The sequence below is a fragment of the Natranaerovirga pectinivora genome (assembly GCF_004342165.1).
GTDB classification, from domain to species: domain Bacteria; phylum Bacillota; class Clostridia; order Lachnospirales; family DSM-24629; genus Natranaerovirga; species Natranaerovirga pectinivora.
On sequence record NZ_SMAL01000003.1, the window covers coordinates 385,827 to 402,868 of the forward strand.

Consider the following 17,042-nt stretch of genomic DNA (forward strand, 5'->3'; position numbering starts at 1 on the left):
TTATAACCTTCTTTTAATTAGTCTAGAAAACCTGTTAACGGTGACGATGCGTTTGCATATTGTGTTTCTACTGCAGTTCCTGCTAAGTATGCCTGTCTTCCTGCCTCTACTGCTAGAGCAAATGCCCTACCCATTTGAACTGGATTAGCTGCTGTTGCAATTGCCGTATTAACCAGTACAGCGTCACAACCCATTTCCATAGCTTCTGCTGCCTCTGATGGTTTACCAATACCTGCATCTACTATAATAGGTACTTTTATCTCATCAATTAAAATTCTTACTAACTCTTTTGTTTTAATACCACGATTGCTACCAATAGGTGCTCCTAAAGGCATCACTGCCGCTGCCCCCACATCTTCCATTCTCTTAGCCATAGCAAGATCAGGACTCATATAAGGCAGAACCACAAAACCTTCTTTTACCAATATCTCTGTAGCCTTTAACGTTTCAAGATTATCTGGTAGCAAATATTTGTTATCTGCTATAACCTCAATCTTAATCCAATTGCCACAACCAGCAGCTCTAGCCAGCTTAGCAATACGAACTGCCTCATCTGCATTACGTGCCCCTGAAGTATTCGGCATTAAAACACAACTTTCAGGTATATAGGTTAAAACATTCTCTTCCTTAACATCAAAATCAATACGTCTAAGAGCAACAGTAACAACCTCAGACTTTGAACTTTCAATAACCTCTTGAATCATAGGCTTTCTAGGGAACTTACCCGTTCCAATAAACAACCTACTGTTTAACGCTTTATCACCAATTCTAAAAATATCACTCATCTTAACAGCCGCCTCCCATAAAACATAAAATTTCCAGCTTATCTTCATCCTTCAAAACAGTACTCTCCCATTGCTCTTTAGAAAGAATATCAAGATTATACTCAATAACAATTCGCTCAGGGTTCAATTCCTTTTCTAAAACAAAGGTCATAAGGCTCATTGACCCTTCAATAATCTCTTCTTTCCCATTCACCTTAATCTTCAAAACTTTCCCTCCAATACACTATATATTTTTATTAATACTTTATCTTAAATCATTTGTTTTTTATGCTTTATGTATTAATTTTTTTACTTCAACACACCTAAAACAACCACTCGCAGACTAGCAAGTATTATATATAAGATTAAACAGCGGAGCCAAGGATGGCGTAGCTCGACCCTTTTAGCCACGGATGGCTAACGGGTCGATGAATCTTATATATAATACTTGGTAGTCGTCCCTATTGATAATATAATACTTGGTAGTTGTCCCTATTGACATATACTATAAATTCCAACAAAAAAAGCTTACCACAAAAGGCAAGCTAAAAATATCAACATTCAATATCTAATGCTTCCCTACGGTGGGATAACCCACATCAGGTTCAAAGGGTCGAAGAAAAAATCTTCTCTCAGCCAACAGGCCCCCCTAGCTAAAAATTACCATATTCAATTGTCTTCATTATACGCCTAAGGCAAAACACTGTCAACTTAGTTATTTTTTTATCTAATGCTCCATAATTCCATTAATCCATTGACCTTCCTTGAAAAACCAATACATTCTCTTCATCATACCCATAAATGTTTTGAAAGAACTTTTCATTTTCTTTGTCCGTTGTATCCCAAGCTAACAAAAACATATCCTCATAAAACTCTGTTTGTGTTAAAATTTCTCCATTGCCTAGTATAACTTCAACTTTTTTGATTCTCTCATCATTTACCATCCCAAAAACCACAAACTGGTCGTTGGTGCCACCACGATAAGAATAGTTAATTTTTTTAGTAGGATCCATTTCAATACCAATAGAATTACCTCCATAACGCCAAAAAATAAATAAGTACCTCTTTACAGTATTACAAGAAAACCATTTGTCATATTGTCCTAGTATATGCTTCCCCCCATTATAATCTTCCACATGTATTACCTCTGAAGGTCCATAATTTCTTGTTCTTTCTAAATCTCTATGAGCAGATAAGGGACTTAAGTAAAGTCCAAACCCTTTTAAAAAAATAAAAGATAAAAAAACCAATATAATAATGTTAATACCTATTTTTTTGACTCTATTCATAGTAATCACCTACTTTTAGCGGTATCTCTATCTCATACTTTCTATTAAACCTATCATATTTTAAATATAAAATCTTAGCCTCACTTGAAAAATTTCTAAAGATTAAAGCGCCTTTAGATACAATGCCCCCATACACTGTACCTCCTCCTGAAAAATATACATTCCCTAAATCATCACTTATTTCGTCAATAAGCCCAAGAACATTTCCTGACGTACTCCATATTTTATCATAATGCTTGTAAAAAATAGTTAAGTTATCATTAATGTCATATACCACTTTATTAAAGACTATAACCTTATCATCCATTGTAACTTTTTCATTTACATTAATACGATACACAATATGATCTTTTGGAATATGATTCATTAAATTACTATTAAATAAACCAATAACAGCTGGAAATATAATATAGATCAAATTAAAAATACCAAATATAATAACGCCAATACTAGTAATTTTCCATATCCAACCAATAAACGGATTGTGTTCTTTGTTTAACAGAACACCAATTTCTTTTGGATCTCCCATTTCATTGATGGCAGTTTCTTCTGCTTTTTCTCTATGGTACCCATCTTTCATATACTCCTGGATTTTATCATCTATATGATTCTTTAGTTCCAACCTTATAGAACTTCTATCAAAAGGAAATTTTATATAGGTAATCACTTTATCTAAAAAGGCATCTCTTTTAGGAAAAAGCATGGCTTTCACCACCTATTACTTTATTCACAGATAATGAAAAGACTTTCCATTTTTCTTTTTCTTCAACTAATTGCTTTAACCCTTTATCTGTTATTTTATAATATTTACGTTCTTTCCCTGTCTCCCCTTTTGCTAAATAGGATTTGATATATGCTTTGTTTTGTAATTTATGAAGAACAGGATACAAAGTGCCTTCTTTAAACTCAAAAGTACTGTCTGATCTCTCCTTAAGCTCTTTAATAATTTCATACCCATATTGATCCTTTTCCTTGAGCAAGGATAGTATAAGCAACGTAGTACTCCCACCAATTAAACCCTTATCAATTTTCATTACATCACTCCTCTTATACCTTGATTATCTATGTATGTTAATCATACCAAGAGCATCTATGTATGTCAAGATTCTATCTGCATCTTTTATTTTATACTGTCATATAAGTTAACAATTTGAAGTTTGTTTTTCTCTGCATATCTAAGAGGGTATTCTCCACTGCCTTTGTAACCTTCATAGTAACAAATCATTTGGCTGCTATGATCTATCATATAACGGGTTCTTTTTTCATAACAACCTTGTTTGTATTTGGTATTTAAAGTTATAACTTTATCACAATGAGCCAGGGTGTTATAATAAACTTTCCGATTTTTTTCACTCAAATCCTTTGCCTGTTCTTCATAGGGTACTACAGCAATGAGTTGAATATTTCTTAAATTATTAAAAACCATTTTATGTACTAATACGGCATTAGCACATATATGACTAAATCCATAACAAGCACCAAAATAAAATGTCTCAATGCCTTTTTCAATTGCTTGATCAATTTCTTTTAAAAGTAATGCTTCTATTGTTTTTACTTGCAAATCATCTTTGTAAAGAATTGCAGACTCATCTCCAACAAAACAAAGTGCTTTTTCTCTTTTACTCCTCATATTCATCCCTCTCTAGTCATAATATTTATCTCTCATATGGATACTCCTTATATACAATATAAATGATGTGACTAAATATGTCAAATAAGATTGATAATATGAATATTAGAATTGAGGTGGTGTAAATGGAACGACTAAAACATTTGAGGGAATCTAAAAACATGACACAAGTTCGACTTGGTATTGAACTAGGAGTGTCCCAAGAAACCATTAGTGGGTATGAGATCAATAAAGCAACCCCTCCTGCTGATATGTTAGTAAAACTCGCTGATTCTCTTGATACTTCTGTCGACTATCTCCTTGGCAGAACAGATGTTAAAGAATTTAATACCATATCCAAGTCTGATTTATCCTATGCAGAGCTTGAATTGCTTTCTGTGTTTCGTAAATTACCAGATTCAAAGAAAGAACGGGTTATTGGATATGCTATGGCCTTATTAGATAAAGAAACAGATAAAAAAGCAAAGTAACTTCACTTTTAATGAGTTACTTTGCTTTTTATCTATTTACAATCACCCCATTAAATTCTAATGTCCACTATGTATATCTGGATTTTGGTTTAAACTTAAAAATACAATCCCTAAAATAATAAGCACTATCCCTAGAATCTTAAATACCAATTTATTGTATTTATACTTCTCACCAAAGCTTATAAAAAAGGTTGAAAAAGCACCAAATAAGATAAAGATCAAACTATGCCCTAATCCAAATAGAAATAGAATAATAGCTCCATATAGAACACTTCCTCTTATCATTACTAAAGTCAATAATGAAATAATAAAGGGTATACTACATGGTGTAGTAATTAAGGGCAATAAAATATTGGAAAGTAACTTATTTTTAGATTTTTTTGCTTTTGTAGAAATTACTACAACCTTAATGGGAATAACACTAGATAACTTAAATCCTAAAAGCCTTGCCCCCATATACAAATATATGATCCCTGCAACATAATAACTTATGGTCATTATAGCGTGTAACGACATCCCAACAATTGAAACCCCAATCCCTAAAAGGGTAAGTATCACTGAAAAGCTTAATGAAAAGGCTATTAAGTTTCTCCATTTTTTCCCACCATTACAGTCATCCACCATATGCCCCACATACAAAGGCACCATCCCTAACATATGTGGATTCAATGAAACAATAAACCCGATAACAAATACAACTATGTATACTATAATAGAATCTCTTAAAATTAAATCTTGTAATACATGCATATACTCATTCATTTATCAATCTCCTTCATATAAAATAGATAAGCTCTTTAAATTTATATGAAGGGAGTTCCTTTGTTATAACAAGTCTATTGATTAAAAAGAAAAAAGCCCCGAATAATCGGAGCTTCTACATATATAAACTAAAAGCAAATTTTTTCTTCAAAGTATGCTTTCAAATCAGCAATTTTTACTCTTTCTTGTTCCATAGAATCTCTATGTCTGATAGTAACTGCTTCATCTTCTAAAGACTCAAAGTCGTAAGTGATACAGAAAGGTGTACCAATTTCATCTTGTCTTCTATATCTTTTTCCAATACTGCCTCTATCATCAAATTCTACATTGTATAATTTTGATAAGCTAGTAAATACTTCTTCAGCTTTGTCATTTAATTTTTTAGACAATGGCAGTACAGCAACTTTTACTGGTGCCAATACTGGGTGGAAGCGTAATACATTACGCACATCCCCACCTTCTAATTCTTCTTCATCGTATGCTTCACAAAGATAAGCTAGAGTTACCCTATCTGCACCTAAAGATGGTTCGATACAGTATGGGATGTATTTTTCATTTGTTGTATCATCAAAGTACATCATATCTTGACCTGAGTGTTCTTGATGTTGTTTTAAGTCATAGTCTGTTCTATCCGCTATCCCCCATAACTCTCCCCAACCAAATGGGAATGCAAACTCTAAGTCAGTTGTAGCATTACTATAGTGAGATAATTCTTCTTCACTATGGTCTCTTACTCTAATACTTTCTTCTTTCATCCCTAATGATTTTAACCAGTTAATACAGAATTCTTTCCAATAGCCAAACCATTCCATATCTTTTCCTGGCTCACAGAAGAATTCAAGTTCCATCTGTTCAAATTCTCTTGTTCTAAATGTAAAGTTACCTGGTGTAATTTCATTTCTAAATGATTTACCAACTTGGCCAATACCAAAAGGTATTTTCTTTCTTGATGTTCTTTGAACATTTTTAAAGTTTACAAAAATCCCTTGTGCTGTTTCAGGTCTTAAATAAACTGTGTTTTTAGCGTCTTCTGTTACACCTTGGAATGTTTTAAACATAAGGTTAAACTGACGAATATCTGTATAATCCATAGCGCCACAAGTTGGACATCCAATTTTGTGCTCATCAATATAGCTTTTCATTTGCTCATTTGGCCAACCGTCTACTGCATCCACTTCTAAATCATTTGCCAACGCATAATCTTCAATAATTTTATCTGCTCTAAATCTTTCTTTACATTTTTTACAGTCCATAAGAGGATCATTAAATCCACCAACATGACCTGAAGCTACCCAAGCTTGTGGGTTCATAAGAATGGCACAATCAACACCAACATTGTATGGGTTTTCTTGAATGAATTTTTGCCACCAAGCTTTTTTAATATTGTTTTTTAATTCTACTCCAAGTGGACCATAATCCCAAGTATTGGCTAAGCCTCCATATATTTCTGAACCTGGATATACAAATCCCCTTGCTTTTGATAAAGCAACTATCTTTTCCATTGTTTTTTCCATCTTAAATCGTCCTTTCTAATGTTCTTAATCTATAATAATTTTATATTATTTTTGCTATGATACTACAATTGTGTTTTTTATTACTCTAAATAGACCCTAGCATATTCAAGTAATTTATACTTAATTTGGCATCGACCGGTCGAAGAGAAAGGCAGCCAAGTTAAGTATAAATCACTTGAATAATACCATTAAATCAATTCTAAAGATTTTTAAAAACATGAAAAAAAGAGCATTCTAATGTCCCACCTAAGGGACGAAAGATACTCTTCCGCGGTTCCACCCTTATTGATATAGATTCCTCTATATCCTCTTTTTTTAAAACTGCTCCAAAGTGCCCTTCATTAAAAAAATTCGGTTTAGCTCTCACCACCCTAAACTCGCTTTATCCTTTTTTTAATTACTCCTCTTTATCTTCACAGTTTGCTAAATAAAATTCAATCTTACTTTTTTGCCACAAGAAGTACAAAATCTGGCTTCTTCACTTAATACACAACCACATTCACAAGCAATTTCTTGCACAATATTTGTGATTGCTGTTTCTTCTTCTGTTTTTATGATTTCTTCCATATCAGAAGCGTTATCATCTACATCTTCTACTACTGATCCTTCTATGGCTTTATGTGATTCTTCCAATGAATTTATTTCTGCTTCTATATCCTTAACTTCATCTAACACAATTTCTTCTTTTTTTTCAGGAACTTTTTTACCACATGCAGTACAAAATTTAGCATCTTCATCTAAAGTATTCCCACAAGTACATTTTGCATTCCCTATAGATGCGTTGGTTTCTTTTATTGCTTCATTCATTTTTTCTTCTAGTTTTTTTATTTCTAATTCTTTTTTGTTGATTGATTCATCTATGGCTATAATTTTAGTAAAATCATTTTGAAACAAGTCAGTATTTAAAATATCTTTGTCTTTCATTACATATACTTTTTCACCTAACACAGCACACGCTTCTTTTTTTCTTTTTAAAAGAGCTGTTATTTCGCTTTTAATTTTATTGATTTCTATCAATGTCGTTGATTTTACGCTAACTTTTTTAAACTCTCCCTTAAGCTTACCAAAAAAATCTGCCATATAATCCCCTCCCATTATTGGCTTATATATGTATAAATATTCCTAAAGTATATTTTAACTTTAAATATACTTTTTTTCAATAGCCTTTATTAAGTTTATCTATAAAGTTTAAAGTTTTAAAACTATAATTTATATGAACATCAATATACTTTTTTAAAACCATTTCTAATTCTTTAAGGATATCCTCTGTAATTTTAAATTTATACAATTTTTCAATTGGAGATGCAAGAATATATTGCATGGTATAACGCGTGCTTTCACTGATCATTATTTTGTCTTTAATGACTTTTCCGTGTTCAAGACAAAAAAGCCCTCCTTCTGAAGGACTAAAAAAATATTTGCTCGAAGTGGTTTCACAATTACTGGTTAAACACTTTGTTACTTCAGGCGTAAAACCGCTAAGACTTAAAAGTTTTAATTCAAATATGGATTTTATTAACTCAAATGAACTTACTTTTTTTCCTAATATACTTAATGTTTTATAGAGCAATTTTAGTAGTTCGTAAGTAGGCATATCTTCATCCGTTATGTAATCTATAAATTCATTAAAATATAAACCATAAGATACAACTTCAATGTCTTGCCTTAAGTCATGAAAGGCTTCTATCATGTTAATCTGTGAAATTGAATTTGAGTTTTTGCCTTTATAAATAAGAAATTCGCCTACTGCAAAAGTTTGACTTCCTGCTAGCAAATGACTATTCGGACGTCTTGACCCTTTTGCAAAGGCGTTGATTTTCCCTTTATCTTTTGTTAGTAATACAAGTCTTTTATCGTATTCTCCAATTGGCATACTGCTTAAAACGATAGCAGTTGTTTTAATTAATTGACTCATTTTTTCTCCTAGAAAAATTAGATTGTTATACGCTTTTTCTTTCTTCTTTATAAACCACTTCTACTTTATTATCTATTTCGGATTTTGTTTTGTGATTTTTCCTAAATTCGCTATATGAAATAAATGCTTCTATATTACCAGTATTTTTAAATATTTCCCAAAAACTATTTACTAACATTCTGATGCCCCCTATAAATTGCTATATTTTATATTTATAGGTTCTCCCATTTTTATTTTGGTATACTACGAAAAAAATACCATTTGCTATTTTGTATTTAACCTTGACAGGCTAATTATTGGTCTATTTCTCTTTGGTCATATCCAAAGTTTTTAATAAGAAAATCACTATCTCTCCAGTCTTTCTTAATCTTAACCCAAAGCTGCATAAATACCTTTGTTCCTAGTAAGCCTTCAATTTCTCCTCTTGCTTGTGAACCAATTTTTTTAAGCATGCTACCTTGTTTTCCTATAATAATTCTTTTATGAGAATCTTTTTCACAAATGATTGTTGCATCTATATCTATAATATCACTGTTTTCTCTGTTTTTCATTTTATCAATGACAACTGCTATCCCATGAGGTATTTCTTGGCTTAATGATCTTAATGCTTTTTCTCTTATTAATTCAGCAACCAAATGTCTTTCAGGTTGATCTGTTATCATATCTTCTGGGAAGAATTGTGGTCCTTCTGGAAGGTACTTTAATAAAATTTTAATTAAATCATCTGTGTTTTCTCCCCTTAATGCAGAGATTGGAATAATTTCTTTAAAGTCGTACTGGTCTTTGTATTTGTTAATAACATCGAATATTTCCTCTTTTGGTAACGTGTCTATTTTATTGATGATTAGAAATACAGGGGTTTTTGTTTTTTTCAGTTGCTCTAATACATACTTATCCCCTTTACCTATGGTTTTATCTGGTTCAATAAGCCATAATACAACATCTACTTCTCTAAGAGTTTTTTCTGCAACAGAAACCATATATTCCCCAAGCTTATGTTTTGGTGTATGTATCCCTGGGGTGTCAATAAAGACAATTTGTCCTTCTTCTCTTGTTACAATGGTTTGTATTCTATTTCTCGTTGTTTGTGGCTTGTCTGATGTTATGGCTATTTTTTGTCCTATTAATTGATTCATTAATGTTGATTTCCCCACATTTGGTCGTCCAATTAATGTTACAAATCCTGATTTAAAGTTTTTCAATATTAATCCTCCTAAAGATCTTATCTCTATGTTTTTTTATATGAGATAGGAAAAGAACTTTTCCTTTCCTATCTCGTATTTTCATTTAGTTAAACAATGATTCTATTTTTTCAAATAGATTTTCATTGGCTTGTAATTTGTTTTCATTTCCAATAACACATATATTGTCTTGTTTTAATACTTTATGAACAAGCTCTGCCATCCTTCTGATATCCTCTGGTTTTGTATTTAAGACTTCTTCCCTTTCTTTTTTCAAATCTTCATAAGAGATATTGCTTAAATAGGCAGAGGCAGCTGTTTCTCCTTTTGAATATGGTGTTAGTGGCGTGTCTAGCGTGCTTATGGTACCAATAATATATTTTGTCATATCTCTTTCATCTACACTGAAATGATTTAGATAATCGTATAATCTATCATAGCTTTCTAATGTTTCTTTTAAATTAGGATCTCTATAGGAAGTAAAGTAAACATTCCCTGTTCTATTAAATGAACACATGGCACCATATGCGCCACCTTTAACCCTAATATTGTTCCATAAATAATCTAATCGTGATATGGTTTGTAGTACTCTTAATACGCCAGAGTATTTGAATCCTTCAGTAACGAAGTTACCAGCTTTGGCAACATACTGAATTTTACCTGGTGTTAAGAAACCTTCATTTTGTCTTTTAAGGTTAAATATCATCCCTTTTTCTTCAACAGGTTCAGTATATAAATCTGCTACAAAAGTTTCTACTTCATTTTCAAAGATACCAAATGCTGATTTTTCAGCTGTATAACTGATCATTAAATTTTCTCTTCTGAAAAGATATTTGACCAACGCATTAAGTTTTTCAATAATATCTTGTTTTTTCGTATCGTAGTCTTTTACTAACTCTTCAACAAATCTGTAATAGGTAATTCCACTTACCATTTCTTTATAAAAAGCTAACTTTGAGAAATAGGATAATGCTCTATTAGCGGCTGCCGTATGACCAGATCCGTTTAAGAACATTTGTAGTCTTGATTTTGTTTCTAGTAATATTTCTTCAAGTCGCTTTGTATCATCCAGCTTTGTTTTCATTACCACTTCATTCAACAAGTCAAATAATATAGGTAATTTTTCAACAAATGCTTTACCTCTTATTTCCATTTTGGGCACATAAGTATCTGCCATTTCATTAAAGCCATACACATTCATTGATGCAGAAATACCACCTGTATTGATATTGATATCTCTTTCTAATTCATCATATGAATATCTTTCTGTATCCATTTTACCTAATGCTGTGGATAAGATGCCAAGATAAGGTACTAAATCCACAGGGACATTTTTTGTATCAAATAATAATTTTACATAACCAATATTATTTGTAAATGTTTCATGCAATAACACCTTAATATTATGCATATCTACAATTTCTAATGGTAATTGTTCAGGTTCTTTTCTAATATCTTTTAAATCCAATAAAGGAATTTTTTGTAAATCTTCTTTTTTAGTTGGTTCTTCTTGGTATTCTAGTAATTCTTTTGTTTCGTCCACAAGGGTTCTAAGTTCATCATCACTTAAGCTGCTTTTGTATTCTTGTAATTTGTCTTCAATTTCTTTTTCTTTTTTTGCTGTCAATCCTTTTTCAGGTTTTACAACTACTAATGACGCATGGGTATTGTTGATTAAATATTTTTCAATTAACTTTTCAAAGTAATCGGTTTTTAATCCGTCTCTTAACTTTTTGAATGTATCGTTGTATTTAAAATGCATTAATGGGCAAGCATCATATAACCAACTGTTTAAATGTTGGATGGCGTACACAACACCTTTTGGGTATTTTCCGTAATCTGCTTCTCTGATTTTAAATTCATGATAGTTAATAGACGCTTCAATCTTTTTCTTATCTAATCCATTTTTAACTAGATTTTTAAGGGTCTCATTAATAACATTAACGAATCTTTCTTTTTCCTCTTCATTTGTATCTTTTGCTACAACACTAAAAGTAGGTTGCAAAATGCCATTGTCATAAGAACCAAATACATCTTTTCCAATATTGGCATCAATTAATGCTTTCTTTAAAGGTGCCCCTTGAGCTTCTAATAACAAGTATTCTAAAACATCAAAAGCATAGTAAAGCTCTGTATCTGTTGCTTTTCCAATAGCATAATTATAACTTAAATACGTTTTATCTTTTGGATCATCATTATTGGATATGGAATATAATTCTTCCACTTCATTCACTTTATCAAATGGTTTTTGTTCTGGAATAGAAGAATCCACCTCTATCTTATCATAATGACTTAAGTATTCTTTATCCAACCATTCTAATTTTTCTTCCACTTCAAAATCACCATATAAGAAGATGTAGCTATTAGAAGGATGATAATACTTTTTATGAAATTCTAAGAAGTCTTCTTGTGTTAGGTCTGTAATAAATTCAGGGTCTCCACCTGATTCTTTTGCATATGGTGTGTCTGGGAATAAAGAGGCTTGAATTCTTCTAAACAATACTTGTTCAGGAGATGAAAACACACCTTTCATTTCATTGTAAACAACCCCTTTGTATTGCAACGGTTCATCTACATTATTTAATTCATAATGCCATCCTTCTTGCTTAAGAATCTTTTCTTCTTTATAAATATTAGGATGAAAAACTGCATCCATATAGACATGCATTAAATTTACAAAATCTTTGTCGTTACAACTTGCCACAGGATACATGGTTTTGTCGGGATAGGTCATAGCATTTAAAAATGTGTTAAGGGATCCTTTTGCTAACTCCACAAATGGGTCTTTGGCTGGAAAGTTTTTTGATCCACATAGTACGGAATGCTCTAATATATGTGGTAAACCTGTGTCATCCGTTGGTGGGGTTCTAAAATTAATTGAAAAGACTTTATTGGTGTCTTCGTTGGATAACACCAATGCTTTAGCGCCACTTTTTGTATGTTCAAATACTCTAGCAGTAGAATTTATTTCGTCAATTTTTTGTTCTTCAATTAGGTTAAATCCAGAATAGGTCTTGCCTTTTTCCATTATAATTCCTCCTTTTTTGAAAATGAACGCACTTTACATCTTATTTAGTTTGTTCAAAAAAATAATATTTACTCATTATCCCATTTACACTCTTTTAATAATAATGCTACAACAACTTTTAAAAATTTTTCATCGATTTCATCAAAACGATTATAGTTAGGGCTATCAATATCTAAAACCCCTAGAACTTTTTCTTCTTTTATTATAGGAATGACAATTTCCGAATTGGAGGCACTGTCACAGGCAATATGTCCCGGGAAATTGTGAACATTTTCTACAATTTGTGATTCTTTTTTTAAAACAGCTGTACCACAAACACCTTTGCCCTTAGGAATTCTAATACAAGCAGGCTTCCCTTGGAATGGTCCTAATACCAGTTGGTCTTTTTTCCATATATAAAATCCAGCCCAATTAACGTCTTTTAATCCATTATACAGTATAGAAGAAATATTTGCCATGTTTGCAATAACATCTGGCTCATCTTTTATAATTTCTTTTACCTGGGAGACTAATATTTCGTATATATTATTTTTTTCTTCTAAAGTCATATTGACCTCCTAAAAAATATTATAACTATAATATAAACATATATTTATCTATTTAACAATATTCTATTCCAAAATATTCCTATTTTCCATTTCAAAAAGTATAATATATCCCTAACGTAATAAAGACCCACAATAGATAATATCTGTTGTGGGCCTTTATTTGTATTATAGATTTATTTAATGGCTGCTTCTACTTCTGATATCATTATGTTCATACCTTCTACTCCACCTGAAGCCACATACCAAATATGAGAACTTAAGTAATTTATTCCATTATTTTTATAAGCATTTGTCATTTTTACTAAATCATTGTCTAGAACACTTGCCGCTGCATTGCTACCACCTGTAACAGCTGCTCGATCAATTACAAATATTATGTCTGGGTTTACTTCTAATATATACTCAAAAGAAATTTTTTGTCCGTGGTTAGATACTTCAATGTTTTCATCTGCCGCTGGGAATGCAAATTCCTGATGAATTAAATTAAATCTTGAATTCTTACCATAGGCACTTAATGCACCATCATTTGCCATAATAATAAGAGCCTTTTTATTGCTTCCTGCAACTAAAGCATTTAATTCATTTATCCTTTTTTCAATATCATTTAGTTGATTATTTACAAATTCTTCTTTATCAAAGATTTGTCCTAATGCTCTAAGGTTACTTTCAAAAGAAGCCATGTAGTTTTGATTGTCTATTGATAACATTATAGTAGGTGCGATTTTAGCGAGTTCATCATAAACTTCTCTTTGTCTTCCTGCAACTAAAATTAAATCTGGTTGAAGTTCAAATATTTTCTCAAAGTTTGGTTCAAATAAAGTGCCTACATCTTCGTATTTTCCATCATTGTATTGTCCTAAGAAAGCTGGAATATTAGACTTTGGTAAACCAATAATTTCTACATCCATTTGATTTAAAGAATCAAGGGTTGCATAATCAAAAACAATGACCCTAGCTGGATTTTTAACTACTGTCGTTTCCCCTAATTCGTGGGCAATTGTAACCGTTTCTGTTGGTTCAGCTAAAACCTCAGTTGTTTCATTTTTTGAACAACCTGTTAACCCTACTATGGATATAATTGTTAAAATAGCTACTAACATTAAATTTTTCTTATTAAACATTTTTTTCACTTTCCTTTTCTTTTTATTTTTTTAATTACTTAATTTTTATATTTTCATCTCTTAGAAGTAAACGCAAATTTTTTGGTTATTGATATTTTGAATATTAAAATTCATATCATAAATTCCACATAATACTTTCTCGTCGATGATATTATCTGTATGACCTTCTTCTACTAATTTCCCTTCGTTCATAGCTACAATATAATCAGAGTAACAAGAAGAAAAATTAATATCATGTATTACTATAATAACGGTTTTTCCTAGATTCTCTACTAGCCCTCTAAGAATCTTCATAATTTCTACAGCATGTTTCATATCTAAGTTATTAAGAGGCTCGTCCAATAGAATGTATTCCGTGTTTTGAGCTATAACCATGGCAATATAAGCCCGTTGTCGTTGTCCACCACTTAATTGATCTATAAATTTATCTTGAATTTCTTCAAGCTTCATATACTTTATGGCTTGGTCTATTTGTTCTTCATCTTCCTTCGTTAAATTTCCTTGAGAATAAGGAAATCTACCAAAGCTTACCAGTTCTCTTATGGTCAAGCGAATATCAAGATGATTAGACTGTTTTAGGATTGATATTTTTCTAGATAAATCCTTGGTATCCCATTTACCTATCTCTATGCCATCTATATATACTTCTCCTTCATCCTTTTTTAACAGTCGGCTAATCATTGAAAGCAGAGTACTTTTACCTGCACCATTAGGTCCGATAAATGATGTTATTTTGTTTTTAGGCAGTTGTAAAGACACATTGTCTACAACTTTCTTATTGCCATAACTTTTAGTAAGGTTTCTAACTTCTATCATTATTTTCTCTCCTTAAGTAGCAGATATATAAAATAAATACCGCCAACAAGATTAATTATTACACTTAATGGGGTGTGATTGTTAAAAATCCTTTCAACAATTAACTGACCGCCGATTAAAGCAATACCACTTAATATCATAGATCCTAAAATCAAATAGGTATGTTTGTATGTATTTAACATTTCTCTAGCTAGATTTACCACTAACAGTCCTAAGAAAGTAATTGGACCAACCAATGCCGTTGCTACAGATATCATTATTACAATAACAACCAACATTCTTTTAATAACTTTATCGTAATCAACGCCTAAATTTACTGCATGTTCTCTTCCTAGAGAAAGGACATCCATTTTTTTAATATATGGATAGGTGTAAATGGCCAATACCACAAATATTAGCGCTGACAAATTCAACAAATCTGTGTTCACATTATTAAAACTAGCAAACATCCTATTTTGAACAATGCTAAATTCATTAGGATCAATTAACATTTGCATAAAGGAAGATATACTCTGAAAGAAAGTACTAAAGATCATCCCTACTAAAAGTAAAAAATAAATATTCTGAGTTTCTTTTCTAAATAACAATTTGTACAACACGCCTGAGAAGAACATCATTACCACTATGGAGAGTACAAAGTTCTGAGTTACATTAACAACTTCTAATGTTCTAGCCCCTAATATAAAAACAATAGTCGTTTGAACAAATAAATACATTGCATCCAGGCCTAAAATACTTGGTGTTAAAATTCTATTATTGGTTATTGTTTGAAATATAAGTGTTGAAAAAGCAATTACTGAGCCAGTTAACAAAATTGCAGCAGCCTTTGGAATTCTTCTTGGTAAGGCATATTCCCAGTTACGACTGTTTAAACCAATGGTTAAATAAAGAATCATTAATATAAACAGTAGGCTACCTAGTAATAGCAGCTTTTTATTGTTCGTCATTATTTGTCCCCCCTAAACAGCAAGTATAAAAATACAACACTTCCTATTACTCCAACTGTTAACCCAATGGAGATCTCGTAGGGGAAAATAATAATACGCCCTAAAATATCACAGAAAAGTAAAAAAACTGCACCAAGCAACGCTGTAGGTAGTAAGTTTTTCTTTAAATTGTCTCCTTGATAAATTGTAACGATATTAGGAATGATAAGTCCTAAAAAGGGCATTCTACCTACGGTTATTACAACAAGAGATGTGGTTAAAGCTACTATCATAAGTCCTATATTCATAACTTTATTGTAATCTAACCCAAGATTAGCTGAGAAATCTTCTCCCATTCCTGCTACTGTGAATTTATTAGCATAAAAAAATGCGACAAACACCAGTGGAATACTTATGTATAAAAGTTCATATCTTCCTCTTATAACCATTGAAAAGTCACCTTGTAACCAAGAGGATATGTTTTGTACAAGATCGTACCTATATGCAAAAAAGGTTGTTATAGAATCAATTATATTACCAAGCATAATACCAACTAAGGGCACAAATATTTTGTTTTTAAACTTGATCTTTTTTATTATTCTTATGAATAATAATGTCCCACCTAATGCAAAGGCAAAGGATACCATCATCTTTGTTAAACTACTAGATGAAGAAAATAATAGCAGCGCTACTAATATACCAAGTCTTGCACTATCTACAGTTCCTGCAGTGGTGGGTGAAACAAATTTATTTCTGGTTAGCTGTTGCATTATTAGACCACCCATACTCATACTAACACCTGCAACAATAATACTAACCAAACGTGGTATTCTACTTATTAAAATAATTTGTACTTGCATATCATCCAGCCGAAGTAGGTCTATAATACGAATGTTATTGACGCCTATAAATAAGGATGCGATTGAAAGAATAATAAGTGCTATAAATAAATATCTTTTTTTCATAATGTCCCCTAATTTTATGCTTTTTTATTTGACATCTCTGTGTGAGATGCCTATAATAAATACATGTTTTCGTGATATTGATTTTGATTATGATTATCATTTACTTGTAGTAT

At 31.4% G+C, this 17,042-nt stretch carries 19 protein-coding genes and 1 riboswitch; of the genes, 1 reads left to right on the top strand and 18 read right to left on the bottom strand.

Features of this window, described 5'->3' with window-relative positions; genetic code table 11:
• Nucleotides 1-17: 17 nt before the first annotated feature.
• The 6 genes from EDC18_RS06575 to EDC18_RS06600 form a co-directional block, all read right to left on the bottom strand.
• Complete coding sequence (locus EDC18_RS06575) at nt 18-785, bottom strand: thiazole synthase (RefSeq protein WP_132251512.1); 768 nt, start codon at nt 783-785, stop codon at nt 18-20.
• 1 nt (nt 786) lies between these two features.
• On the bottom strand, nt 787-990 hold the full coding sequence (gene thiS, locus EDC18_RS06580) for a sulfur carrier protein ThiS (RefSeq protein WP_132251514.1): 204 nt from the start codon (nt 988-990) through the stop codon (nt 787-789).
• A gap of 333 nt (nt 991-1,323) precedes the next feature.
• Nucleotides 1,324-1,425: riboswitch (TPP riboswitch) on the bottom strand.
• 85 nt (nt 1,426-1,510) lie between these two features.
• Nucleotides 1,511-2,053, bottom strand: coding sequence for a hypothetical protein (locus EDC18_RS06585; RefSeq protein WP_243115077.1), 543 nt, complete (start codon nt 2,051-2,053; stop codon nt 1,511-1,513).
• Entirely contained in the window at nt 2,046-2,756 is a 711-nt protein-coding gene (locus tag EDC18_RS06590) for a permease prefix domain 1-containing protein (protein WP_132251516.1), read from the bottom strand. The genes EDC18_RS06585 and EDC18_RS06590 overlap by 8 nt, the downstream gene beginning before the upstream one ends.
• Complete coding sequence (locus tag EDC18_RS06595; protein ID WP_132251518.1) at nt 2,743-3,087, bottom strand: PadR family transcriptional regulator; 345 nt, start codon at nt 3,085-3,087, stop codon at nt 2,743-2,745. Before EDC18_RS06595 ends, EDC18_RS06590 begins: the two co-directional genes overlap by 14 nt.
• Before the next feature lie 86 nt (nt 3,088-3,173).
• A complete protein-coding gene (locus EDC18_RS06600) occupies nt 3,174-3,683 on the bottom strand; it encodes an SLOG family protein (protein WP_165878499.1) in 510 nt (169 codons plus the stop codon).
• A gap of 125 nt (nt 3,684-3,808) precedes the next feature.
• Between EDC18_RS06600 and EDC18_RS06605 the strand changes: the two genes are divergently transcribed.
• Nucleotides 3,809-4,153, top strand: coding sequence for a helix-turn-helix domain-containing protein (locus tag EDC18_RS06605; protein WP_132251522.1), 345 nt, complete (start codon nt 3,809-3,811; stop codon nt 4,151-4,153).
• Nucleotides 4,154-4,210: 57 nt separating this feature from the next.
• Here EDC18_RS06605 and EDC18_RS06610 read toward each other — a convergent pair whose 3' ends face one another.
• The 12 genes from EDC18_RS06610 to EDC18_RS06660 form a co-directional block, all read right to left on the bottom strand.
• Nucleotides 4,211-4,915, bottom strand: a complete 705-nt coding sequence (locus EDC18_RS06610; protein ID WP_132251524.1) for a cytochrome c biogenesis CcdA family protein — start codon at nt 4,913-4,915, stop codon at nt 4,211-4,213.
• 128 nt (nt 4,916-5,043) lie between these two features.
• On the bottom strand, nt 5,044-6,429 hold the full coding sequence (locus EDC18_RS06615; RefSeq protein ID WP_132251525.1) for a glycine--tRNA ligase: 1,386 nt from the start codon (nt 6,427-6,429) through the stop codon (nt 5,044-5,046).
• Nucleotides 6,430-6,852: 423 nt separating this feature from the next.
• Complete coding sequence (locus tag EDC18_RS06620) at nt 6,853-7,509, bottom strand: zinc ribbon domain-containing protein (RefSeq protein ID WP_132251527.1); 657 nt, start codon at nt 7,507-7,509, stop codon at nt 6,853-6,855.
• Nucleotides 7,510-7,585: 76 nt separating this feature from the next.
• A complete protein-coding gene (gene recO, locus EDC18_RS06625; RefSeq protein WP_132251529.1) occupies nt 7,586-8,344 on the bottom strand; it encodes a DNA repair protein RecO in 759 nt (252 codons plus the stop codon).
• 25 nt (nt 8,345-8,369) lie between these two features.
• A complete protein-coding gene (locus EDC18_RS14540) occupies nt 8,370-8,522 on the bottom strand; it encodes a hypothetical protein (protein ID WP_165878500.1) in 153 nt (50 codons plus the stop codon).
• Nucleotides 8,523-8,637: 115 nt separating this feature from the next.
• On the bottom strand, nt 8,638-9,549 hold the full coding sequence (gene era / locus EDC18_RS06630) for a GTPase Era (protein ID WP_132251530.1): 912 nt from the start codon (nt 9,547-9,549) through the stop codon (nt 8,638-8,640).
• Nucleotides 9,550-9,631: 82 nt separating this feature from the next.
• Complete coding sequence (locus tag EDC18_RS06635) at nt 9,632-12,553, bottom strand: insulinase family protein (protein ID WP_132251532.1); 2,922 nt, start codon at nt 12,551-12,553, stop codon at nt 9,632-9,634.
• A gap of 68 nt (nt 12,554-12,621) precedes the next feature.
• Nucleotides 12,622-13,101 (bottom strand): free L-methionine (R)-S-oxide reductase MsrC, encoded by a 480-nt coding sequence (gene msrC / locus EDC18_RS06640; protein ID WP_132251534.1) that lies wholly within the window; start codon nt 13,099-13,101, stop codon nt 12,622-12,624.
• Between the two features lie 173 nt (nt 13,102-13,274).
• Nucleotides 13,275-14,222, bottom strand: a complete 948-nt coding sequence (locus tag EDC18_RS06645) for a siderophore ABC transporter substrate-binding protein (RefSeq protein WP_132251536.1) — start codon at nt 14,220-14,222, stop codon at nt 13,275-13,277.
• Nucleotides 14,223-14,282: 60 nt separating this feature from the next.
• Nucleotides 14,283-15,038 carry an iron ABC transporter ATP-binding protein gene (locus EDC18_RS06650; protein WP_132251538.1) on the bottom strand — a complete coding sequence of 252 codons (756 nt, stop codon included), beginning with the start codon at nt 15,036-15,038 and terminating at the stop codon, nt 14,283-14,285.
• On the bottom strand, nt 15,038-15,985 hold the full coding sequence (locus EDC18_RS06655) for an iron chelate uptake ABC transporter family permease subunit (protein ID WP_132251540.1): 948 nt from the start codon (nt 15,983-15,985) through the stop codon (nt 15,038-15,040). The genes EDC18_RS06650 and EDC18_RS06655 overlap by 1 nt, the downstream gene beginning before the upstream one ends.
• Nucleotides 15,985-16,929 (bottom strand): ABC transporter permease, encoded by a 945-nt coding sequence (locus tag EDC18_RS06660; RefSeq protein WP_132251541.1) that lies wholly within the window; start codon nt 16,927-16,929, stop codon nt 15,985-15,987. The genes EDC18_RS06655 and EDC18_RS06660 overlap by 1 nt, the downstream gene beginning before the upstream one ends.
• Between the last annotated feature and the right edge of the window lie 113 nt (nt 16,930-17,042).